This is a genomic window from Pantoea sp. 1B4, assembly GCF_016925765.1.
Classification (GTDB): domain Bacteria; phylum Pseudomonadota; class Gammaproteobacteria; order Enterobacterales; family Enterobacteriaceae; genus Pantoea; species Pantoea agglomerans.
This window is the reverse complement of sequence record NZ_JAEUWZ010000006.1, coordinates 29,617-51,397: the sequence shown is the minus strand read 5'-3', so window position 1 is coordinate 51,397 and position 21,781 is coordinate 29,617. Positions and strand designations below refer to the sequence as shown.

Sequence of the window (21,781 nt, the reverse complement as noted above, 5' to 3'; positions counted from 1 at the left end):
AATGAATTGGAAGTTGCGTTAAAACATCCTGAGCTGGAGTTTGGGCCGCCGCCTAGTAAGATTGCACGAGCTGGTAGAATGAACGCATCAGGTATACCAGTGTTTTATGGAGCAGCCTCTGCTGAAGTAGCTATAGCTGAGGTAAGACCTGCAGTAGGCAGTTATGTGGTAGTTGCACCATTTGAAGCCATGCGAGCACTAAGAGTTTTAGATATTTCTAGTTTAGAATTAATCTCTCATGAGAAAGGCAGTAAGTTTAATCCAGAAGTCATTAAAAGGCTTGAAAAGTCATCTTTTTTTACGTACGCTATCAAAAATATTAACTATCCCAGTTCCAGGAAAGAATGCGGAAAATGAATATTTAATAACACAGGCGGTATCAGAATACTTGTCAATTAACAACTCTCTTAAGCTTGATGGTATTACATTTAACTCCACTCAAGTTAGCAAGGGTAGTAATAAGTCAATTGAAAAGTACAATATCGTACTATTCAAGAGATCGTCCAGCGTAAACAATGCTGACAATATACGCTGTGAGTACAAGGTAGAGATGCATGAAAACATAGAGGATGACTTTTATGTTTTCAATCCTACTATAAGAAAAATTGAGTATGCGGATGGTGAAGGTAAAATCCCTGTATTGACAATAAGGCGTGCCACATATCATCCGGGGGATGTATTGAAGTTGAAGGTGGGTGACATATCATTTTTCAAAGTTGAAGGTGTGGTTTTTGAAGTTAAAGAAAATAAAGTTAAGCTTGGAAGCCCATTTGTAGTTAAAGACGATGGCTTAGACTACGATATACACTTGTAATTTGAGTATTTCGTTAGGTTGCTTTATGAGTTTATATAGATCTTAAATATATTACCTCTCAGGAAAACCAAAATTTTCGAATTTAATATTTATGCCCCCCTCCGGCTCCCCGGCGTTGCCGGGTCGTCAGCCCTACTGCGCTAACCGGCAGAGCCGGTAAGCTCCGCCGAATCCCTCCGGGTTTCGGGCCTGGCGGCTGGGGTCTGATGGCTGACGGCCAGGTCAACCCCTGCAGCGGGCTTTCGCCCGCGCGTTCACTGGCCACAAAAAGACGTGGCCGCTGAGGACCGGACCGGCAGCAAGCCGCCGTCCGGGGCTGTGCCCCGTTCATCACCCGCACTCTGTTTTGTTCCCTGAATCCCTTCGCCGTGCAGAAACCTGGCACCCGGGCGCCTTCACGCAAGGGTCGCATGCTAAACGGCTGCACCCGGTCCCTCCGGGCTGCGGCTTTGCCGTTTCCCCCTGCGTTCAGCCTGATGCCCGGTCGCCCGTTCTGCCCTCACGGCGAGGAACTCAGAGAAACATCACTTAAACCTGAACGGGAGAAACAACATGTCACAGCAGAACGTCAACACCACGGCTTCAGAATCTAAAGAATCATCATCTCCAAAACCCAGGACCCCGCGTCGGCCCGCGAAGGCGAAGGCTGACAAAGCCGCAGTGGCGGCGGTAGAACAGGCGCTGGAAAAAATCGACATCGAGATGATCCCGCTTTCGCGCCTGGCGGTTTCACCCCTCAACGTGCGCAGCAAAGTCTACGTGCAGTCGCGCATTGAGTCGCTTGCCGCCACTATCAAAAATGTCGGCCTGCTGCACAACCTGATCGCACACGACATGGCTGACGGGATGCTGGGCGTGGCCTGCGGCGGTCGCCGTCTCACCGCGCTGCAACTGCTGCTTTCGCAGGGCGTATATCAGCCCGATCAGCTTATTCCGGTCAAACGCGTGACGGAGGAGCTGGCACGCGCGGCCTCAATGGTCGAAAACGGCGAGCGTGAGGATATGCACCCCGCCGAGCAGATTGCCGGTTTCCGGGCGCTGGCCGACGAGGGCAAAACCCCTGCGCAGATCGGTGACCTGATGGGCTACAGCTCGCGCCACGTTCAGCGCTGCCTGAAGCTGACTGACCTTGCTCCTGCCATCCTTGACGAACTGGCCGCCGATAACATCACGCTTGAGCAGTGTCAGGCGCTGGCGCTGGCCGACACGCATGAACGCCAGCTGGAAGTGTGGGAGCAGGCCTCCGGGTATTACAACGCCTCCGCAGAAACCATCCGTAAGCTGATCACCTCCTCTGAGACGGCGATCAGCCATTCTCCAAAGTTCGCCTTCATTGGCAAAGATGTTTATCTCGCGGCGGGCGGCTCTATTCGCGCCGACCTGTTCAGCAATGAGGACGAGGGCTATATCGACACGGCGCTGGTTGAGCAGCTGACGCTGGATAAGCTGCAGAAAATTGCCGACGCCGTGCAGAAAGAGGAAGGATTTGCCTGGGCAGAGGTCAGGATGGACAGCCGCCTGCAGAGCTGGAGTAGTGAGGTGAAAAAAACGTATCAGCTGCTGCCGGAGCGCTGCCCGGAGCTGACGCCGGAAGAAGACGCAGAGCTGAGCGATCTGCGGGCGCAGCTGAGGCTTTCAGAAGATGATTCTCTGAACGAGCAGCTGAGAAAGCAGATCGCCGCGCTGGAAGAAACCGGGCTGAAGCGCAGCTGGTCAGGTGCAGATAAAGACAAAACGGGTGTTGTTATCTGCTTTGAGCGCGGCAACTGCTTCATCCAGCGTGGTGTGCAGCGGCAGGCTGACCTGCCGAAGAAGATGAAACCTGAGAATAAAAACGATCTGCAAAACCTTTCAGAAGACTACTCCGCCTCGCTCGTGCGCTCAATGTCATGCGATCGCTCTCTGGCAGTACAGGCGGCGCTCAGCAAAAAACCAGATATAGCAGTAGCAATGCTGACCTGGACACTGTGCCGGGCCACTTTCAGTCATCGTAGTTATGAAGGGACTCCGATGAAAATCAGCCTGACCGATAACAGCAGCGCCCTGATCTCCGACTCATCAGCGAAGGAAGACGGTAAGGCATGGCAGTTTCTGCAGCAGCAGAAAGCGGAATGGCAGGCGTTACTGCCGAAAGGCTGGGAACAGGATTTTCGCTGGCTGCTCGACTGGAGTACTGACGACGTACTCGGGCTGCAGGGGTTTTGCAGTGCCACGGCGGTGTGCTGCTTTCAGGATCGAATGTACGGGAAAAGTCAGACCAGCAATCTTGATGCTCTGGAGCTGGCAATGGGCTTCGACCTGGCAGACTGGTGGCAACCAACCGCAGAAGGCTTTTTTAAACGTATCAGCAAAGAGCAGATCGCAGGTGTACTGACGGAGGTGGGTAAAACAGGTAACGCAAGCGATGCAGAGAAGATGAAGAAGGGAGATGCGGCTGACTTTGCGGAATCGTCAATGAAGAATTCCCGCTGGGTGCCTTCCTGGATGAAACCACTGCAGTCTGCAGCTACTGGCACTTCACACGATGCAGACAGCGAAGCCTGACCGCAGCAGACCGCCCTGACGGGCGGTCTTTACCTGAAGGAATATAATAATGAACACTATCCCCCCGTCACCTCTCGCTGGTTCCAGCCTGTCCGTACACCTTAGCCATCAGCCAGGCCTTTGCCGATGTGGAAAAACGCCTGAAGGGCAGGGCGGCATGTAGCCCGCATCCCTATGCCAGCGCTTTCATGCGGCATTACTGCGGGACGCGCACCATTAAGTCTGACCAGCTGCGCCGGGTCATGCCCGAATACTCGCCTGGTGATCGCAACGCACCACCTGCGCGAGACTATCTGGCCGCGCTCGATACGCTAATCGCCACAAGGGGCGAGTGCTGTCCTGCGCCGCTGTCGCAGGATACCGGCACACGGCTGTTTCCACTGACCGCCGCCCGCTTCACGGAGCGACGGGAAAAGCGCCTCTCACTGCGCCAGAACAGGGAGCACAACCGGGAATCGCGCGAGCGCGAGCAGAAGCGCAGGCGCTATCAGAACCGGCTGGCACAGGCGGCGCTTGAACTGGCGTTTCATACGCCGCTCACGGCAGGGCGCTGGTACGCGTACTGGCAGGTGCAGGAAATCTATGAAAGCGATCTGCACTCACTGGTACTGGCCTGGCTTAAGCGGTTTGTATCATGCAGACATATCGATCCGTGGGAGTGGCACAATGAACCTCTGTGGCGCGTGATGCTCGACATCAGCATTATGGCCGGTGAAATGAACGCCTTCAGCAGAATGACTGACCGGTTCGCTCTGCCCGTGATGCTGACGAGCCAGGCCTGATCCTGTTAAGCCGGGCGCATAGTGTCCGGCTTGCTGCAAGCATTTGGCACGGCTGAAAAGCGGGCGGCCCTGCGGGCCGGGGAAACCCGGTGCTGACGCACCGGCCATCTCCCTTCGCCTGCGCTTTCTCTCTCCGGGACGCTGTCTCTCCGAATTCTCTCTCTGCTTCCTGCTGTTGTCTGTTCTGCTGCCGTGCAGCTGCTGCTTCTCCGGCTTCATTTCACTGAAGGTCAACGTCATGAACATCATGATGGCCACCTCCGGCTCCCCGGCGTTGCCGGGTCGTCAGCCCTACTGCGCTAACCGGCAGAGCCGGTAAGCTCCGCCGAATCCCTCCGGGTTTCGGGCCTGACGGCTGGGGTCTGATGGCAACGGCCGGGTCAACCCCTGCAGCTGGCTGACGCCAGCGCGTTCACTGGCCACGAATGGCCGTGGCCGCTGAGGACCGGACCGGCACCATGTTGTGCCGTTCCGGGGCTGTGCCCTGTTCATCACCCGCACTCTGTTTTGTTCCCTGAATCCCTTCGCCGTGCAGAAACCTGGCACCCGGGCGCCTTCACGCAAGGGTCGCACGCTAAACGGCTGCACCCGGTCCCTCCGGGCTGCGGCTTTGCCGTTTCCCCCTGCGTTCAGCCTGATGCCCGGTCGCCCGTTCTGCCCTCACGGCGAGGAACTCAGAGAAACATCACTTAAACCTGAACGGGAGAAACAACATGTCACAGCAGAACGTCAACACCACGGCTTCAGAATCTAAAGAATCATCTTCTTTTACTGCAAAACCATCAGAAGGCATCAACTATGACGCTATCCGGCGCGCCTTCCGTCGCAATCTTTTTTACTTTGGCTATCCGCAGTTCAATGTAAATACTGCAGCACTGCGGAGTGATTTTTCTATGAATCTGGAATATCTGACCGCGGCAACATTTACGCGTGATCAAGTGGAATTTGATACGGGTAAGTACCGCTCGGGAATCGAGATGCTGCTGATTAACGCGCACGAAAAACTGCTCATCACTGTATCTGTGTATGCTCCAAAGGCAGGCGCTGCACCGGAAACCTATGAAACCCGGATCGTGCATTCAGCTAATCCAATTGGCGAAGAAGAGTACGCAGAAAATACCGAATACCAGACAACCAACGTTTATAAAGCCGCAGGTGATCTGAATGTCGCGGCACTTGAGTTGTTCTGGTCGGAGCATGAAGGCCTGAGTAAATATGCGCAGCAAAACCTGCCTCTGGCTGACGAATACAGTCCATTTTGTCACTGGCAGTTTTCCCGCCTGAAAGCCTGACTATTCAATCCCTGCGGCATGCCGCAGGGAACCAGGAGAACAAATCATGAACACACAGGAACGTCTGGCGGCAGCGCTTAAAAACCCGCTTAAGGCAGGCTATGTAACTTACTCAGGACACATTATGACTCTGGCGGAATGTGAATCTTACAATCGCTATACAGAAGACGCGGCACGGCCATACATAAGCGAAAAAGCGCGAGAATATCTGCTGGATCAGCGACACCGATATTTTGTCTTAATAAGTGAACCTGCGCGTTTGAGTTAAGAAATGATGCAAGCCGGGCGCAGCAGGTCCGGTCTGCCTCTGTACGTCAGTCGCGTTATAACGACGGGCGGCCCTGCGGGCCGGGAAAAGACGGTGCTGACGCACCGTCTCTCTCCCTTCGCCTGCGCTTTCTCTCTCCGGGATACTGTCCTGTGAGCTTCTTTCCCCGCTTACTATTGCAGTGCTGCAGCAGTTTTATTTCACTGAAGGTCAACGACATGAAAAGCCTGATGGCCCCCCTCCGGCTCCCCGGCGTTGCCGGGTCGTCAGCCCTACTGCGCTAACCGGGAGAGCCGGTAAGCTTCGCCGAATCCCTCCGGGTTTCGGGCCTGACGGCTGGGGTCTGATGGCAACGGCCGGGTCAACCCCCCGCAGCGGGCGTACGCCAGCGCGTTCACTGGCCACGAATGGCCGTGGCCGCTGAGGACCGGACCGGCACCGTGTTGTGCCGTTCCGGGGCTGTGCCCTGTTCATCACCCGCGTTCTGTTTTGTTCCCTGAGTCCCTTCGCCGTGCAGAAACCTGGCACCCGGGCGCCTTCACGCAAGGGTCGCACGCTAAACGGCTGCACCCGGTCCCTCCGGGCTGCGGCTTTGCCGTTTCCCCCTGCGTTCAGCCTGATGCCCGGTCGCCTGTTCTGCCCTCACGGCGAGGAACTCAGAGAAACATCACTTAAACCTGAACGGGAGAAACAACATGTCACAGCAGAACGTCAACACCACGGCTTCAGAATCTAAAGAATCATCACTGGAAATAGCAGGTGGCAACGTGAGTTATTTCAGCAGCCTGCACGTGCGTGACACACAGGGTAATTATGTTATGGCAAGCGTAAGCCAGATCCTTACAGAGGCTGAGCGGGCAATAGATTTTCGTTATCCAACCGGCACGGTATTTACCTCAGCAGAAGAATCAGCCGAATTTTTTCGTGCAAAACTGGCCGGGCGCGAAAGGGAAGTGTTTGCCGTGGCGTTTCTGAATAATCAGCATCAGCTGATAGCTTATGAAGAGCTGTTTATGGGAGGCATTGCATCAATTGAGATCCAACCACGGGAAGTGGCCCGCGCGGCATTACGGCTTAACGCTGCAGCGGTGATCATGAGTCATAACCACCCTTCATTCAGCAAAGAACCATCACGCGCAGACGAACAAATAACAGCACGACTGAAAAAAGCGCTTGAGCTGATAGCTGTGCGGGTAATCGATCACATCGTTGTGGCAGGAAATGACGCGGTATCAATGGCAGAAAGAGGGCTTATCTGATTCAGGACAGAAAAAGGGCAGGATGTCAGCCCTGCCAGATTACGCCCCTGGTATCTGCGACGAAGCCGGGGCATCAGAGAAACACTGATAACAAAGAGGTAATCGACGTGTCTGCAGAAAAAACCTTATCAGCACAGAGCGCAGCAGTAAACACTGATGTAAACCACGAATGCGAGCCGGTGCGGATGGACGTCATTAAGGAGATCGCCGCGATGTCAGCAGAAACAGAAAGACCGGCGCTTATCTGGGGCAATACAGACAGGGCGACAGTCGCAGCGGAAGCGTTGTGGGTATTTGCCCGGCGCACAGGGCTGGACGGGTGCGGTGACGATGCAATAACAACAGTTCAGGACCTGATAGCCAACCTTATGCACCTGTGTGAGCAGGAGGGGATCACGGGCAAGGAAACGACATTTATGGAGATGGTCTGCATGGCTGAAATGCACTATCAGGCAGAACTTGAAGGCGAATAACACATTTTGGGGCGGGGCTGATAATGGCCCTGCAGCAGCGTCGGCGTCGTTAAAAGCGGGCGGCCCTGCGGGCCGGGGAAACCCGGTGCTGACGCACCGGCCATCTCCCTTCGCCTGCGCTTTCTCTCTCCGGGACGCTGTCTCTCCGTATTCTCTCTCTGCTTCCTGCTGCTGCTAATTCTGCTGTGCTGCAGCTATTTCTCCGGTTTCCTTTCCATGAAGGTCAACGTCATGAACATCATGATGGCCACCTCCGGCTCCCCGGCGTTGCCGGGTCGTCAGCCCTACTGCGCTAACCGGCAAAGCCGGTAAGCTTCGCCGAATCCCTCCGGGTTTCGGGCCTGACGGCTGGGGTCTGATGGCAACGGCCGGGTCAACCCCTGCAGCGGGCGTGCGCCCGCGCGTTCACTGGCCACAAAAAATCCGTGGCCGCTGAGGACGCCCGCGTTGCGGTCGGGTGTGTGCATGCTCATTTCCGGCACGGTGGTTATGTTCCGGCCGGTTCCACGCGACGGGCGAATCAAAGCACCGTCATTCATCAGATACAAGGGTGAAGTGCACGCCTGCGGCGCCCTTGTATCTGCTGCCTGCCGTTGCTTCTCAGCCCTTTGCCGCGAGGAACTAACCGAAACATGACTTAATCACCCGAGAGGAGAACCAGCATGCACACACAAAACGTCAACACCGCCGCTTCAGAATCTTCCAAAACATGGGTTAACGGCCCGAACAAAACGGCTGACGATCTGGTATTCGTGCGAATCGATACGGGCAAGGTGTTCAGTCAGGCAATCAGAATGAATGACGGGAGCATTGTGTCGCTTTTTAATTTTGAAACGCTCGATGAATTGCAGATGCAGTACGACGACATGGCGCTGATGACTGAATCTGAGGCCGATGCCCTGTTCTGTACCCGTCTTTTCAGACCGTGGGAAGAAATTACAGAGGAACGCTGGATGGATCAGCTGACCGTGCTGCCGCCACTGGACTGGAAATCATCGCCCGCTGGCGAGACGTTCAAGTGCTGTGAGATGTATTCGGGCAAGGTGACGCATATTTTTGCGCACATTCGCGGTCGTTATTTTGAATGCCGGGACTATGCGTGGAAGAAACACGCGGATCTGGTGCTGAGTGCAGTGCTGGCAATGGCGGCGGAAAACGCGCATTAAAAAAGCAGGCATAAGCCTGCTCTCTTAACGGCCGGGCGTGCAGCAACACGGTCCGGCCAACATCAAAACACGAAGGAGTTAACTTTATGTCTGATACACGCATCCTCGCACACGTAAGCAAGGCTGTAAACCTCGCTGCACTGGCAACGCCCGCGCAGGAGCATGACACCCTTACGGCGATGCAGTTTATGGATCTGTACGCGTACATCTGCGATGCAGGAATGTTTGCAGGATTCAGCGCCGTACCGTGGGAAGAACTGGGCATGTGTGACGTCATCCATGAGCCGACCGACGAACCTGAAGGGCTGCGCATTTATCTGCGTGATAGCTGGCCGGTAGCAGTGCTGGAGTTCGACGTGGGCTACAGAGTGGTCCCCGGCATGATCACCAACCGCTGGCAGCAAAGCTGAGGACAACAGGGCAATTCACAGATTTGACTAAACTTTGTCCGCTGGCGTGGTGTGTGACAGGCCTGCGGGATATACTGACAGCAGAGCGCAGAAAGGCTGCGGCCCTGCCCGAAAGGGAGAACTGACGGATGTCGGCAACCGATATGAACGAGCTTAACAGTAACCGAATTAATGTGGAAATCGCCAAGCTAATGGCGGAAACGCAAAAACTGAACGCAGAGGCGGGTAAGCTGAACCGTGAGACGTTCTGGTATCCCGTTGCGGTTTCAACAGGGATGATCGGAGCTGTGGCGACTGTGACCGTACTGATTATGAAGGCGCTGGGAGTGTAAAGGGAGGTTTTATGCTTGAGCATTTCGCAGACCCCGGATCAGCTACAGGGTTTAAAATTTTAGCTGCTGTGGCAATAGTAATGCTGATATACGGCATGGCAGGGTTAGCCAGCAATCTTCAATTGTGCATAGAGACGCGCAGAGAGCACAAAAAAAGGCGAAAGGCCTGATCATTCAGCCCCGAAAGGGGCTTTTTTAATGCCTGCTGCCCGGTATCACATGTGCATTAGTCTGACATTACCAGGACGTAGCTGATGCACTGCGTTCTACTCGTTACCCCAGATATGCTGACAGAGTCTGGTAGCATCCCAGCTGGGCTGCGCCAGTTTTGGAAATTCGCTGGTTACCTTTTCCGGATCAGTATAACTGGTAATAACGTAATCATTTGGAATTTCATGTACGCCGCGGTTAACAGCAAAATAATAACGCTTCCCGGGCTGAGGGATAAAAGGAAACTTCTTTATCACCTGGACCGTGGCATATGGTCCCAAAGGATAAAATTGTTTTTTGTCGGCATAAATCTGCTGAACGGCTAAAAGTTTACCAGGTTGTATTTTGAGGGTGAAAATTCTTCTGCTTGTATCCAAACTACCGGACTGAAATGTGTGAGTCTCAGTTCTGTCGTAACATTCTCCCTTATTTTCATAGTTAAGAAGGGTAAAGTATCCGTCACCTCCCTGCTGATGTATGAGCAGAGTGGCAGCATCAGAACCGGTGTAATCGCTATGCTGTCGAGGCACCAGATTTGAGCATCCTGAAAGTACTAAGGTTGAAATAAGAACGACCAGGGACAGTGAATTATTCAAAAATGACGGCATGTCTGTTATCTCCTTGAGGCTGACGTTACCCGTTATCGGCAGACCGGCTAAAAGTCTTTACCTCCTGGTTTAGAAGTGATGATACGCGTGAATATCGCTGTATCGAAAGAAAGGGTAGTCCCGCACTGCTATCACAAAGCCCACAAAGGCGGACGGCCCTGCGGGCCGGGGAAAACCCGTGCTGACGCACTGGCTCTCTCCCTTCGCCTGCGCTTTCTCTCTCCGGGAGGCTGTCTCACGGCCTTCTCTCTTTGCTTCCTGCTGCTAATTCTGCTGTGCTGCAGCTACTTCTCCGGTTTCCTTTCCATGAAGGTCAACGTCATGAACATCATGATGGCCACCTCCGGCTCCCCGGCGTTGCCGGGTCGTCAGCCCTACTGCGCTAACCGGCAAAGCCGGTAAGCTCCGCCGAATCCCTCCGGGTTTCGGGCCTGACGGCTGGGGTCTGATGGCAACGGCCAGGTCAACCCCTGCAGCGGGCGTGCGCCCGCGCATTCACTGGCCACAAAAAGCCGTGGCCGCTGAGGACGCCCGCGTTGCGGTCGGGTGTGTGCATGCTCATTTCCGGCACGGTGGTTATGTTCCGGCCGGTTCCACGCGACGGGCGAATCAAAGCACCGTCATTCATCAGATACAAGGGTGAAGTGCACGCCTGCGGCGCCCTTGTATCTGCTGCCTGCCGTTGCTTCTCAGCCCTTTGCCGCGAGGAACTAACCGAAACATGACTTAACCACCCGAGAGGAGAACCAGCATGCACACACAAAACGTCAACACCGCCGCTTCAGAATCTTCCAAAACATGGGTTAAAACCCCTGAATCAATTTACTTCACACGTAAAACAGCTGCGCTTGCTGAGCTAGCCCAGATTGAAGGCGACATGATGGCGTATTGTGCGCTGCAACGCCTCGGCATTGAGAATGAAGATCTGCACGAATCCGCATATATCCCGCTGATAGCGCATGACAGGATCGATGTCCTGGCAGTAATGGGCGGCATAGATTCATCGGCTGTATATGAAATGGTGAGCGCAGTCGATGCACTGATCAACGAGATGGACCCGACCTTGTCACCTGATGCGCTGCCATCATTAAACGCATTGCGTACGGCGGCGAGAGAGCAAAAAGCGCGGTGTCTGGCAGATATTCAGGAAAGCCTTAAGCCTTTCAGCGTAGATGTGCGGGGACAAATGGAGTACCGGGAAGAATACAGCTCATACGGAGAAACGTACTGGACAGAAAGCAGTATGCATCTGGGGCGCACCTGGACAATCACTGAGGCACTGGAGCTGGCAAAAGCGACCTGGGTTAAAGGCGAATGGAACCCCCCGCGAAGATGGTGAGTGTTACTATGACGAGGAATCCGGGCGTGACTTAGGTCCAGTCAGCTTCAGCCCTTCACTTATCGTCATCTGCGATGAACAAGGCAAAACTGTTCTGACTGGTAATGCTGCTGACCTGAGCTGGAATGAACATGTGATCGATCCCGCTGAGATTGAACGCATTAAAGCGGCTCAGGAGGAACTGCTGGATAAAGCGCGATTTGAAAGCGGCTGGGATAACTACGAAACGGCGCGCCAGCTTCGCACTGAAGCGGAAAATTCGGGTAAAGGCATCGTCGATAGCGCCTGGCAGGGACATGCAGACGTAACTGCTGCACTGGCAAGTTTTGTCCACCCGGACCTTGAACATCCAGATGAAGAACGTGACGCCGTGGATTATGAGGCACTGCTCACTAATTCAGTATAAAAGCCTTATCAGAAAGAAGCCCCGGCAGGGGCTTTTTTTATGTCAGCGATCAGAAAAAGAGATATGTGTCTGCATCGGGCATCGCCGGAAAAGCGGGCGGCCCTGCGGGCCGGAGATGGCCGGTGCTGACGCACCGGCCATCTCCCTTCGCCTGCGCTTTCTCTCTCCGGGATGCTGTCTCACCGTCTTCTCTCGCGGCTTCCTGCTGCTGTCTGTTCTGCTGCTGTGCTGCAGCTGCTTCTCCTGTTTCCTTTCAATAAAGGTCAACGTCATGAACATCATGATGGCCACCTCCGGCTCCCCGGCGTTGCCGGGTCGTCAGCCCCACTGCGCTAACCGGCAGAGCCGGTAAGCTCCGCCCGACCGCGAAGCGTTCCGGGCCTGACGGCTAGGGTCTGATGGCAACGTCAAGGCCAACCCCTGCAGCGGGCGTGCGCCCGCGCGTTCACTGGCCACAAAAAATCCGTGGCCGCTGAGGACGCCCGCGTTGCGGTCGGGTGTGTGCATGCTCATTTCCGGCACGGTGGTTATGTTCCGGCCGGTTCCACGCGACGGGCGAATCAAAGCACCGTCATTCATCAGATACAAGGGTGAAATGCACGCCTGCGGCGCCCTTGTATCTGCTGCCTGCCGTTGCTTCTCAGCCCTTTGCCGCGAGGAACTAACCGAAACATGACTTAACCACCCGAGAGGAGAACCAGCATGCACACACAAAACGTCAACACCGCCGCTTCAGAATCTTCCAAAACATGGGTTACCGCCCAAAAAATCTGCGTCAATGCGAACGATCTGCGTACGCGCTGGCATGCCACAGGCGAAGAGGGCGGAAAAATCATTCCAGCTGAAGGAAAGCACTTTCCGGCGAAAAACGGCAGTTATGGCACGGACGTGCTGCTACTTAATGAAACGGATGTCGTAACAGTGCTGGCTGCCGGACATACCACGTTGCCGCGTCTGGCGAGTTCAGGCCGGGGCATGACAGCGCTGTACGACCTGGGAGAAAACGCAACCGGGCGTTACCTCATTGCCAGCCGTGGCCAGATTTTTTACCGCACGGATTCATGGCAGGAAGCCTGTCGGGAATATATTCGTCGCGCCTCATCGGTGATGGCAGAAGAGGCAAAAAAGTTTTTTGACCTTTTTCACGCAGCGTGTGATGCGGGCCTGGATTATTACCGGGCAAGCGACGTTGCGCGTGGCGTTATCTCACTGGAAAACGCCCTGAAGCCGGTGACTGAAAATCAGGTAACTGCCGTTGCCGCTGATACCACCTTAAACGATATCCCGTTCTGAAAACGTTGCGCGGCCTGCCGGGGCGGGCCGTTTCTTCCTTTCTACAAATTCAGGGAAAACTGAAATGAAAATGCAGAATGCGCAGGCTGTGGTCGTGGGTCAGGTGGTCAGTACCGTTCTTTACAATCGTGGGCGGGGTGTGGTTTTCGCCGTTCACGGCGAACAGAGTCCGGGGTCAGTAGGGTCACTTTCGGGGTGTGTGTCATACGGCGGGAATGCGACATTTGATATTGCGTTTGAGAGCGGCGGAATATCACGTGGGCTGCCTGAAAGTATCCTGCACGGGAAACAGTGGAGTATATTTCAGGAAATAAAAAAGCGGAGAAGATACGGCGCGCATTGTGAAACATGCGGAATCTGAAGAACGCCGTAAGCAGCAGGAAAAAGAAGAGGCAGAACGCCATTATGCAGCTGAATGCCAGCGTTTAAAAACGGCAACGGAATATGCCGCGCTCTCGCAGCATAAAAACGGAGCCGTGCAGGTAACATCTAATATTCGTAAGGAGCTGAAGGAGAAATTTCCGGGCGTTAAATTCTCCGTGCGCAAGCGCAGCTATGACAGCGTAAGCGTTAACTGGACCGATGGGCCTACAGAGGAAGAAGTAAAAACCGTAACAGACAAGTACAAAGACAGTTATTTTGATGGCATGCAAGATATGTCCGTTTCCTGTGCCTCTCCATTCAACCGGATTTATGGGGGGTGTGGGCTACGTTTTTACCGACCGGGATTATTCGGACGGGATGAAGCAAAAAAGCGGTAGATCTCATCGCTAAAAAATATGGCAGAAGTCTGGAGGGTGAGGAAATAACGCTGGCGCGTTTTAACGCCGGTGAGCTTTACCGGGTCGGACGGGATTACTTCTGGCACAGTCAGGGTGTACAGGGTGAAATAAACAGAACGCTTTCGGGACTAAAACCGTAATTAAAGGGGAGCCTGAAGGCTCCTTTCTTTTTGCCTGTTATCCACCACCGATATTGAACCGGAGACGGATAAATATAAACCGGTACGATGTCTGGAACAGACGTAACGTAAGAAAAAAGAGAATTGCTTAGGTTACCCGTTCCCGGAATTGATCCGGTTTCAGGTAATTCTGTGCGCAAGTTTCATTGCTGGCAGTAAGATTATCTGGTACAGAAAAATTAAAATTAGGTTCGGGCCTTAACGGTACTAAAACCTGATTAGCCGTTGAATGACTTGCGCGGGATCGTACCTGCTTTAATTGCCTTGTAATGTTTGTCAATCAGCATCGCATAGTTATAACGGTTCGTTACGGTCACAGGCTTGTTTTTCATTCCCGCGTTGTACATTCCCACCGCCAGCCACGTTGTGCCGTACTGATTGAAATTACGTCGAAGTAGCATGGCACCGATATAAATGTTCAGGCACGGATCGCTGAGCAACTTTTCCTTACTAAGGCCAGGGTACTCTTTCTTCAGCCGCCGCATCGTTTCCGAATTAATCTGCATGAGACCGTAATCACTGCTACCGGGTTTGCCGTCTTTCGTCCGGTTGGTATTTATAGCCGCCGGATTATAGCGGGACTCCTGCCAGGCGATAGCGCGCAGATAGTCCGGGTCGATGGAATACCATTTACCGGCTTTAATAAAACAGTCCGCATTCACGCTGGCGGAGAAAATGCCTGTCGCCAGCAGGGCTGCAGCGTGGATTAATAAACGCATTGCGGCTCCTGGTTTGAAAAGTTCGGAGGAGATGTCAGGCTCAATAATATCATAAGAGTCAGGATTTTACACACCACTCGCAAATTTATTTTTGCTTGTTTATCTCTTTTAGAACAGTTACTTAATTGATTTTTGTAGAAAAATTAGCCATGGATATGGTTACCAGATGGTAACTTGTTGGGTGCTATCGGGTTTCTTATGGGTTACCGGGAGGTTTGTTTATTTTAAAACAGTAAGTTAGAATATTAAAAAGGCACATGGTAACCGGATGGTTACCCATGTTTGATGGGGTGGTTACCCGATGGTTACTTATGCAGGCTCAGGCTGCGTGCATCTGGACGCTGGTATGCACACTCATCGGATATGTTAAGCAATAAGTCTTATTTTTATAAAGGACGGGGAAAAATATGAGCGAAGAAATGTCATCGAAAAGAAACAGGGTAAATCTCACCGTGCCTTTTTCACTGCTGGAAAAGGTAGATGCGCATGTGGAAAAAAAACTAGAGGATGGTGAATCCCGGGATACGGCTAACCGTTCATCCTTCATTATGGAAATATTTAAGCTCGGGCTGAGAGTTCACGAGAACAAAATTAACAAAGATGCTTCAGAGAAAACACTGGATCAGAAGCTGGAATTAATTGCAAAAAATGCGCTGATGAACGGTTTTATCATTGACGCGATTTTTGGGATTATGAAAGAAACGATTGACCAGACAAAAGTCGTTAAAAATGAAAGTCTGCTTGACCCGGAATGGCCTAAAGAAATGAAGGAGCGGGTTGCGGGTAAATTGCTGGAGTACTTCAAATAAGCATTTCATGCCTGATGTCCACGGCAGCACATCAGGCTTTCCCTCTCAGTTATCATCATCCTTATCAGTATCCGCCTCGGTCGTCCTTAATAATTGCGTCTCTTTTTTTAGTGCATCCCTGATATAACGGCGTAACGTAAGAGCATTAATTCCGTACTGCGTATAAATCTGCTTTCGGGTATGTCCATCCCGCAGAACTGCATTTACGGCCTGATCGCGGTCGCGCTTAGACAGTACATTGCGGTTATCATACTTGACGCGATTTTCCTTAATTTGAGGGGAGTTTTTCACTTTGCTCCATGCCTTTTTTTACTGTCCCCACCGTCACCCCGATGATATCGGCTGTCTGCTGCAGTGTTTTACCCTGCACGCGCAGGCGGACAGCATAATCTTTAAGTTCGTCGGATATAACCTTGTGGTCTTCACGTATACCAATGTATTTAATGAGCGTATCAAGGGTAATGCCATAATCGATGCAAATATCTTTTCTCAGGATTCCATCTGCTAGTTTCTGCTTTATTAATTCAACGTCTTCCTGTGAAAGCTTTCTCTCTCTTTCCCTGGGCGTTAATTCTTTTCCGTCACGTTCGGCTATTTTTCTTACTGCATGGTAAATCACTGCTCGCGATACGCCGCATGCCTTTTCAATTTGCTCAACCGTCATTTTCGGCTCAGCATGATACATTGCTGCAATCAATTCCCACTGCTTCCAGCGATAATCCATTGCTGATTTTCCCTTCAGCTTCTTTATAAGCTTGTAGACGTAGGCTTCAGAGCAGTGTTGTTCTTCGCATATATCCTTTACGCGCCAGCCCAGCATGACACGCTCCATTACTTTTTCTTCATCGGGACTGTTTTTTCTTTTTCCTGCAGTAGAAACTGTATTTCCTGCGGCCTGTTCATCACATTTTTTAAAAACTGACGGAGTGCTTTTATTCTCCGTCTTAATGTCCGTTCCCGACTCGATAAATATCGCTTTATCCAGACTGTTCTTTAATTTTCTAGCCTGCCAGAGGTTGACGCCGGGGCGGGGAAGGGGAGTGAGGAAATCGGCATTTATCATTATCCAGGTGTCTGGATCGCATACGTCATAATGCTCTCTGATATACGCGAGTGTTTTTTCTGCTGCGGCCCGTAGCTGACTGCCGGGAACGCGTTTTGAAATAAAGGCGAGCAGGGGAATAGTCACCAGCTGGCAGGCATAAAAACGGCCTTCTGCCGTCGTGACCTCAAACCAGCCCGGGTCGCGTTTGTAACGAAAAATCGCTTCTTCAAGCAGCTTACATAAGGCTGCCTCATCGTTTTTCCTAAAAACCTTCGCCGCAAAACCCGCCGGTTCGGCGATTCGAACAATCAAGTCGGCAGCGTCAGCCATGATTTTTCATTTCCGTTCAACCAGTTATGGACTTAAGTAAAATTACTGACTATGACGATAAGTGAAATTGATCAGTAAGATCAATAACTTAAATTGAAGTGTGTGTTCCAGAAGCGTAAAAAAAACGTCAGCCAACCAGGGAAACGTAAGCATCTGTTGCAATACCAATAATGTTTAAAGGAGGCGTAACTGGCAAAAAAAGGAATCTGACTTAAGGCAATACAGATAGTGACAAAAGGTAGTTCAACCAACTGACCATTATAACCCTAACTGAGGAAAATTCCTATGAAGGGCACTCTCTCTTCGTGTGTAAATTACTGCCGCAAGGCAGGGGCGGTAGCGTGGAGCAAAGCAAACAAACCTGCTCTGTTCACTGGAATGGCGATCCTGGCTGCTGCTGCGATGCCAGCCCACGCGGAAGACCTTTTCGCAAACGGGAAAACTACCATTAACGATACGTTCGGGTCTGGAAGTACAGTAGTTTGGATTCTGTATATCCTCGAAATCATCGCTGCCGTGTTTACCTATGTGAAAACCAAGAACCTGGCCATGTTTGGCGGTATCGCCGCAGTCATGGTGTTTATCAACGTCGCCTTCGGCATCATCCCCTCTTAATTCGCGCTAATGGATAAACGTGACCGGTATACCTTTGCGGCTACGTTTTCCGAGCAAAAGCGGTTCGTGGGGCTGCCACCTGATGAGTTCTGCCTGTACGTGCCACTGGCACTGCTCGCAATCTTCCTCAACATGTGGATTTTCGGCCCCACGCTATTAGCCGCCGTGGTTGGAATTCGTCATCTCAAGAAAGGCCGCGGTTCTCAGTATCTTCTCAACCTGGCGTACTGGTGCCTGCCTACATCAGTGATGCGCTTCTTTATCAGCATCCTGCCTGACAGCTACAAACGGCACTGGGTCGCCTGACCCCCCCCTCCGGAGACAACATGGAATTAAAGCTGCGTTCGGCGGGAAACCGCAATATGGCCGTGGCTATTCTGGTGCTGCTCGTTATCACGATCCTCGCGCTGGCGCTCTGCTGGCGCATTTACGGCGATAACCGGGCGCTCATGAATCAGCTCGTTAACAACCGACAGACCATTGTTATTCCCTACGGCGCGGACACGCCGTTCAGCTTTACCGGCGAGCGCGGCGACGCCCGCTACCTTCGCCTGATGGCGCTGGCGTGGTTGAACCTGCGCCTCAACATTTCCGACAGCAACGCGGACGCCAGCCACGAAATGCTGCTGGCCGGTGCCTGTGACGGCGCAGAGAAGTCCCTGAAAGGCGTGCTGGCAGACGAAGCCTCACGTGTGAAGGGAAACAGCGGCGGCTCGGTGTTCTATCCGAAGGATGTCAGCGTCTGGCCAGATAAGGGCATCGTGGACGTCATCGGCGATCTGCAACTGAGTTATGGACTGCATGATGCGGACCCGGTGAAAAAGCACTACCGCCTGCGCACCGATACCCGAAACAACCGTCTCTGCTGGAGCGCTTTCCTGGAGGTTCCTGATGCGTAAATCCCTGTTAATCAGCGCCGTGGCGTTGCTTACCGCCTTCGGTGCCCGCGCCGAACAGCTGACGCTTAACCCTGGCGCCCGCGTAAACGCGGCAGTGAGCAACACTAACCCAAACTACCTGCGCGTAAATGACGACCGTATTCTGAGCGTACAGGCGGCGCAGGGGGTGCTGAGCGCCAAATCACCCACGCCGGAAGGCGCAATCGTATTTTCTACCGTAACCGATAAGCCGTTCACCATGTTCGTTCAGACAGAGTCAGGCTTTGCCTTCTCTGTGCAGGCCACGCCTGGCAAAAGAGCGGGGCTGAGCCTGACGGTGGATAACCGCGAGGTACAGGGTACTGAGGAGGCACGGGAGTACGAGCAGAAGCAGGACACCTACAGCGCGCTCATCAGCGGCCTTGTCGGGCGCTTTATCACCAACCGCAAGCCTGCTGGCTACGTGTTCAGCAAAAATACCGACGTACCGGTAAGCGAATCGGTGAAAAGCGCCTTTGCCCTGCGTCCGGTGACCGCGTGGCAGGGCGACCGGGTCCGCATAGTGCGCACCGACTTAACCAGCCTCTCTTTGCAGCGCATCCGCCTGAGTGAGCGCTACTTCTGGAGTCCGGGCGTAATGGCCGTCGCTTTTCATCCACAGCTGGACGTGCTGGAGCCGGGTGCAAAGGTGTCGGTGATCACTGTGTTCCGCACCCGAGGAGGCCCGGATGAACCTTAACAGCCTGGTCCGCAGCAAGCAGCGCCGGCTGTTTGCCATCATTCTGGCCGCCGCTGCCGTAATCATCGGCGGCCTGTACCTTGCCAACCGAGGCGTGTCCGGTCATGCGGTGAACAAAGCGGGTAAGCCCGATAAAGCTGCCGCCGAGCCGGACCTGACCGGCGGCGGCGTAGTGAATACGTTTGACGGTTCGGGGCAGGGCTCGCTGCTGGTGAGCGCACAGAACCGCGAGAAGGAAGCGCGGGAGCAGCTCTCCTTAATGCAGAAAGACTTCAGGTCGCTGAAAGACCAGATGTCGGACGTGATGAACAACAACAAGTCCCTGCAACAGAATGTCAGCGACCTGATGGAACAGCTGAAAAATCAGCAGAACCAGTCTAAGACCGCTCCGGGCGGTCAGCAGAGCGCAGCTTATACACCGCCTCGCACAGAATATACCTTTGCGCCTGCGCCCGTGCAGAGGGGCCAGATCGATAACCAGACGTTTGATTACTCGCCGTTTGAGCCCAAAGCGAAAGACACCTCCTTCTGGGTGCCGACCGGTACGTTCTCCGACGCCATCGTTATTGAAGGCGCCGATGCCAACGCCTCGGTGCGCGGGGAGAATAACCTGGTGCCGATGCAGTTTAAGCTCAAGGGAAAAGCGCACCTGCCGGGCAACAACAAGTTCGACCGGTTCGATAACTGCTTCGTGACGGCCGCTGCCTACGGCGACATCTCCAGCGAGCGGGCCATCGTTCAGCTGCAGCGTCTCTCCTGCATCATTGACGGTAAACATATCGATCAGGCGGTGAAGGGTCACGTCGCTTTCTACGGGAAGAACGGCATCAAGGGAGTGCCGGTAATGCGCAACGGCAAAATCCTCGGGCTGGCGTTTACCGCCGGCGCGCTGGGTGGGCTGGGGCAGAGCGCCTCGCAGGTTGGTCAGACAGTGACTGGCATTGGCGCAACCAGCACGGTAAGCGGAGGAGACGTGGCGCGCGGTGCCATCGGCGGCGGCGTGGGTAAGGCGGCGGACAAGCTGGCCGACTACTACATCGAGCGCGCCGAGCAGTATCACCCGATTATCCCGATAGGCGCGGCGAACCGCGTGGAGGTGGTCTTTATTGAGGGGTTCCGCGCGAAATTTATTGAGGATGAAGAGGCTGCGAAGCTGGCAAAAGAGCAGCAGCGCTCAGGCGCACAGCAGCAGGACACGCAGACGCGTGAGCAGGGCAACAGCGGTCTTCCGCCGGACCTTGTCGGCAAACTCGGCGACGCGACGCGTCTCAATATGAATGACTTCGTTACCCCTTCAGGCAGCCAGCCGAAAAATATGACTCCACAGGGTGTTGCGCAATGACAGACACAAAAATCCGGCTTCGTCACGCAGAGCACTGCGGCTGGATGGTGTTTACCGAAAGAACGGTGAGCTGCTTCGGGCGTGAGGCCGATGCACGCATTCCGGGTCTGCAGGCACTGGGTTACCGCGTCAAGAAGCTCTACTGCAAACCCGGACTCATTCCTGACGACGGCTACGTCGCGCTTTTCGGGGAAACGCTGCGCCGCCTGCTGGAGGTGGCACCCGGCGACACCTTCGCTCTGGACATGCTGTCCCGGCTCGGGACCAGCGGCAAACACGGCGACCTCTATATCGACTTTACCGAAATCGACGCGCTGTCATCCGGTAGCGCGCGCGGAGAACACCATGAATAACCCGATATATGTATGCAATACACATCCTGCTGATGATCAGTCTTCTGCTGGTCACTTCCTGATGGCGGGCGAAACCGGAGCGGGGAAAACCGTGCTGGCCATGTCCCTTATTAAAGACCTTCTCAACCAACACACAGACGGAGAGCTCCATGACTAAAGCACACTCTTTTATCATCAGCGCGCTGGCCGTCATGCTGAGCGGCTGTGCGGGCATGAACAGCGACTTTGAGTTCGACAAGCCTGCTAAGGACTCCGGGGTCTGGATGTCGCAGGCCGACGACATGTCTGCTGGCAGCAGCGGCAACGCCCCTTCAGCAGCTTCCGCCGCAGGCGGCTTTACCGGCGCTGGCATTCGCCTGGACGACTACCGCCTGATTGATACCGGCACCATCCGCCTGGACCCGCAGACGGAGGCGCAGGCGGGCCACAGCGGCCTGAACGATGGCATCCCGGTACGCCTTGCGTCATCCGGCGGGGTCCGCCCGTTCACGCGGGAAAACGGTGTTCTGCGCACCGATGCCCGACAGACCGCGTACTGCAGCGCCTCGCACTGCTTCCCGGAGCCAGCAGCCGCCTTCCGCCGTCCTGACGGTGTAGCGCGCATCTGGATTGCACCGTACGTCTCCCCTGACAGCAACGTCCACATGGGCGAGGTCATTTACAGCGTCTCCAGTCACGGCGACTGGAGCGGCATCCTGATGTGAGGTCCGCATGAAATTTCTGAAAGGCTTCCGCTTTGACCCGCTGAACGTGGTGGACACAGTGGCGGGCATTCTGGGGGGAGCGCGACACAA

The 21,781-nt window shown here is 53.9% G+C and carries 31 protein-coding genes; 27 read left to right on the top strand and 4 right to left on the bottom strand.

Going from position 1 to position 21,781, the window contains the following annotated elements; translation table 11 throughout:
* Positions 1-6 precede the first annotated feature (6 nt).
* From JNO11_RS24445 to JNO11_RS24390, 12 genes are all read left to right on the top strand, one after another.
* Positions 7-357: an RES family NAD+ phosphorylase gene (locus JNO11_RS24445; RefSeq protein WP_325178106.1), complete on the top strand. Its 351-nt coding sequence runs from the start codon at positions 7-9 to the stop codon at positions 355-357.
* 31 nt (positions 358-388) lie between these two features.
* Positions 389-814, top strand: a complete 426-nt coding sequence (locus tag JNO11_RS24440; RefSeq protein ID WP_325178105.1) for a hypothetical protein — start codon at positions 389-391, stop codon at positions 812-814.
* Between the two features lie 552 nt (positions 815-1,366).
* Positions 1,367-3,358, top strand: coding sequence for a ParB/RepB/Spo0J family partition protein (locus tag JNO11_RS24435; RefSeq protein ID WP_325178104.1), 1,992 nt, complete (start codon positions 1,367-1,369; stop codon positions 3,356-3,358).
* Between the two features lie 77 nt (positions 3,359-3,435).
* Positions 3,436-4,140, top strand: coding sequence for a plasmid SOS inhibition protein A (locus JNO11_RS24430; protein WP_325178131.1), 705 nt, complete (start codon positions 3,436-3,438; stop codon positions 4,138-4,140).
* A 43-nt stretch (positions 4,141-4,183) separates the two neighbouring features.
* The gene (locus JNO11_RS24425; RefSeq protein WP_152610029.1) at positions 4,184-4,459 is read left to right on the top strand and encodes a hypothetical protein; all 276 of its coding nucleotides are present in this window, start codon (positions 4,184-4,186) and stop codon (positions 4,457-4,459) included.
* A 394-nt stretch (positions 4,460-4,853) separates the two neighbouring features.
* On the top strand, positions 4,854-5,432 hold the full coding sequence (locus JNO11_RS24420; protein WP_111535232.1) for a hypothetical protein: 579 nt from the start codon (positions 4,854-4,856) through the stop codon (positions 5,430-5,432).
* A 46-nt stretch (positions 5,433-5,478) separates the two neighbouring features.
* Complete coding sequence (locus JNO11_RS24415; protein ID WP_325178103.1) at positions 5,479-5,700, top strand: hypothetical protein; 222 nt, start codon at positions 5,479-5,481, stop codon at positions 5,698-5,700.
* 818 nt (positions 5,701-6,518) lie between these two features.
* Positions 6,519-6,959, top strand: coding sequence for a JAB domain-containing protein (locus JNO11_RS24410; RefSeq protein ID WP_236566397.1), 441 nt, complete (start codon positions 6,519-6,521; stop codon positions 6,957-6,959).
* A 107-nt stretch (positions 6,960-7,066) separates the two neighbouring features.
* A complete protein-coding gene (locus JNO11_RS24405; protein ID WP_159222843.1) occupies positions 7,067-7,432 on the top strand; it encodes a hypothetical protein in 366 nt (121 codons plus the stop codon).
* Between the two features lie 662 nt (positions 7,433-8,094).
* A complete protein-coding gene (locus JNO11_RS24400; protein ID WP_325178102.1) occupies positions 8,095-8,598 on the top strand; it encodes a hypothetical protein in 504 nt (167 codons plus the stop codon).
* Between the two features lie 86 nt (positions 8,599-8,684).
* Positions 8,685-9,008, top strand: coding sequence for a hypothetical protein (locus tag JNO11_RS24395; RefSeq protein ID WP_039392066.1), 324 nt, complete (start codon positions 8,685-8,687; stop codon positions 9,006-9,008).
* A gap of 143 nt (positions 9,009-9,151) precedes the next feature.
* Positions 9,152-9,340, top strand: a complete 189-nt coding sequence (locus tag JNO11_RS24390) for a hypothetical protein (RefSeq protein ID WP_182505383.1) — start codon at positions 9,152-9,154, stop codon at positions 9,338-9,340.
* 266 nt (positions 9,341-9,606) lie between these two features.
* Here the strand turns inward: JNO11_RS24390 and JNO11_RS24385 are convergent, their stop codons facing one another.
* A complete protein-coding gene (locus JNO11_RS24385) occupies positions 9,607-10,158 on the bottom strand; it encodes a hypothetical protein (protein WP_152610024.1) in 552 nt (183 codons plus the stop codon).
* Positions 10,159-10,245: 87 nt separating this feature from the next.
* Here JNO11_RS24385 and JNO11_RS24380 point away from each other — a divergent pair, with 87 nt between their 5' ends.
* From JNO11_RS24380 to JNO11_RS24355, 6 genes are all read left to right on the top strand, one after another.
* Entirely contained in the window at positions 10,246-10,560 is a 315-nt protein-coding gene (locus tag JNO11_RS24380) for a hypothetical protein (protein ID WP_325178101.1), read from the top strand.
* A gap of 349 nt (positions 10,561-10,909) precedes the next feature.
* Positions 10,910-11,497 carry a hypothetical protein gene (locus JNO11_RS24375; RefSeq protein WP_325178100.1) on the top strand — a complete coding sequence of 196 codons (588 nt, stop codon included), beginning with the start codon at positions 10,910-10,912 and terminating at the stop codon, positions 11,495-11,497.
* A 133-nt stretch (positions 11,498-11,630) separates the two neighbouring features.
* Positions 11,631-11,903: a hypothetical protein gene (locus JNO11_RS24370; protein ID WP_325178099.1), complete on the top strand. Its 273-nt coding sequence runs from the start codon at positions 11,631-11,633 to the stop codon at positions 11,901-11,903.
* A gap of 115 nt (positions 11,904-12,018) precedes the next feature.
* Entirely contained in the window at positions 12,019-12,255 is a 237-nt protein-coding gene (locus JNO11_RS24365; protein WP_325178098.1) for a hypothetical protein, read from the top strand.
* Positions 12,256-12,605: 350 nt separating this feature from the next.
* On the top strand, positions 12,606-13,196 hold the full coding sequence (locus tag JNO11_RS24360; protein ID WP_325178097.1) for a hypothetical protein: 591 nt from the start codon (positions 12,606-12,608) through the stop codon (positions 13,194-13,196).
* 341 nt (positions 13,197-13,537) lie between these two features.
* Complete coding sequence (locus tag JNO11_RS24355) at positions 13,538-13,957, top strand: LPD29 domain-containing protein (protein ID WP_325178096.1); 420 nt, start codon at positions 13,538-13,540, stop codon at positions 13,955-13,957.
* A 418-nt stretch (positions 13,958-14,375) separates the two neighbouring features.
* Here JNO11_RS24355 and JNO11_RS24350 read toward each other — a convergent pair whose 3' ends face one another.
* The gene (locus JNO11_RS24350; RefSeq protein ID WP_052259265.1) at positions 14,376-14,876 is read right to left on the bottom strand and encodes a lytic transglycosylase domain-containing protein; all 501 of its coding nucleotides are present in this window, start codon (positions 14,874-14,876) and stop codon (positions 14,376-14,378) included.
* Between the two features lie 407 nt (positions 14,877-15,283).
* Here JNO11_RS24350 and JNO11_RS24345 point away from each other — a divergent pair, with 407 nt between their 5' ends.
* Positions 15,284-15,685 (top strand): hypothetical protein, encoded by a 402-nt coding sequence (locus JNO11_RS24345; RefSeq protein ID WP_325178095.1) that lies wholly within the window; start codon positions 15,284-15,286, stop codon positions 15,683-15,685.
* A gap of 45 nt (positions 15,686-15,730) precedes the next feature.
* Here the strand turns inward: JNO11_RS24345 and JNO11_RS24340 are convergent, their stop codons facing one another.
* Together JNO11_RS24340 and JNO11_RS24335 are read right to left on the bottom strand one after the other, a co-directional pair.
* Entirely contained in the window at positions 15,731-15,976 is a 246-nt protein-coding gene (locus JNO11_RS24340) for a hypothetical protein (protein ID WP_325178094.1), read from the bottom strand.
* Positions 15,954-17,060 (bottom strand): hypothetical protein, encoded by a 1,107-nt coding sequence (locus tag JNO11_RS24335; RefSeq protein ID WP_325178093.1) that lies wholly within the window; start codon positions 17,058-17,060, stop codon positions 15,954-15,956. Before JNO11_RS24335 ends, JNO11_RS24340 begins: the two co-directional genes overlap by 23 nt.
* A gap of 285 nt (positions 17,061-17,345) precedes the next feature.
* Between JNO11_RS24335 and JNO11_RS24330 the strand changes: the two genes are divergently transcribed.
* Genes JNO11_RS24330 through JNO11_RS24295 form a run of 8 tightly spaced genes read left to right on the top strand, consistent with a single transcriptional unit; the run spans position 17,346 to position 21,691 of the window.
* A complete protein-coding gene (locus tag JNO11_RS24330; protein WP_145891699.1) occupies positions 17,346-17,675 on the top strand; it encodes a type IV conjugative transfer system pilin TraA in 330 nt (109 codons plus the stop codon).
* 9 nt (positions 17,676-17,684) lie between these two features.
* Complete coding sequence (traL, locus tag JNO11_RS24325; RefSeq protein ID WP_039390254.1) at positions 17,685-17,981, top strand: type IV conjugative transfer system protein TraL; 297 nt, start codon at positions 17,685-17,687, stop codon at positions 17,979-17,981.
* A 20-nt stretch (positions 17,982-18,001) separates the two neighbouring features.
* The gene (locus tag JNO11_RS24320) at positions 18,002-18,574 is read left to right on the top strand and encodes a TraE/TraK family type IV conjugative transfer system protein (protein WP_039390256.1); all 573 of its coding nucleotides are present in this window, start codon (positions 18,002-18,004) and stop codon (positions 18,572-18,574) included.
* A complete protein-coding gene (locus JNO11_RS24315; protein ID WP_325178092.1) occupies positions 18,567-19,292 on the top strand; it encodes a type-F conjugative transfer system secretin TraK in 726 nt (241 codons plus the stop codon). Before JNO11_RS24320 ends, JNO11_RS24315 begins: the two co-directional genes overlap by 8 nt.
* Entirely contained in the window at positions 19,282-20,634 is a 1,353-nt protein-coding gene (locus JNO11_RS24310) for a TrbI/VirB10 family protein (RefSeq protein ID WP_159222853.1), read from the top strand. Before JNO11_RS24315 ends, JNO11_RS24310 begins: the two co-directional genes overlap by 11 nt.
* Positions 20,631-20,987, top strand: a complete 357-nt coding sequence (locus JNO11_RS24305; protein ID WP_159222854.1) for a hypothetical protein — start codon at positions 20,631-20,633, stop codon at positions 20,985-20,987. Before JNO11_RS24310 ends, JNO11_RS24305 begins: the two co-directional genes overlap by 4 nt.
* Positions 20,980-21,144: an FtsK/SpoIIIE domain-containing protein gene (locus tag JNO11_RS24300; RefSeq protein WP_325178091.1), complete on the top strand. Its 165-nt coding sequence runs from the start codon at positions 20,980-20,982 to the stop codon at positions 21,142-21,144. The genes JNO11_RS24305 and JNO11_RS24300 overlap by 8 nt, the downstream gene beginning before the upstream one ends.
* Positions 21,137-21,691 carry a TraV family lipoprotein gene (locus JNO11_RS24295; RefSeq protein WP_325178090.1) on the top strand — a complete coding sequence of 185 codons (555 nt, stop codon included), beginning with the start codon at positions 21,137-21,139 and terminating at the stop codon, positions 21,689-21,691. Before JNO11_RS24300 ends, JNO11_RS24295 begins: the two co-directional genes overlap by 8 nt.
* Positions 21,692-21,781 lie beyond the last annotated feature (90 nt).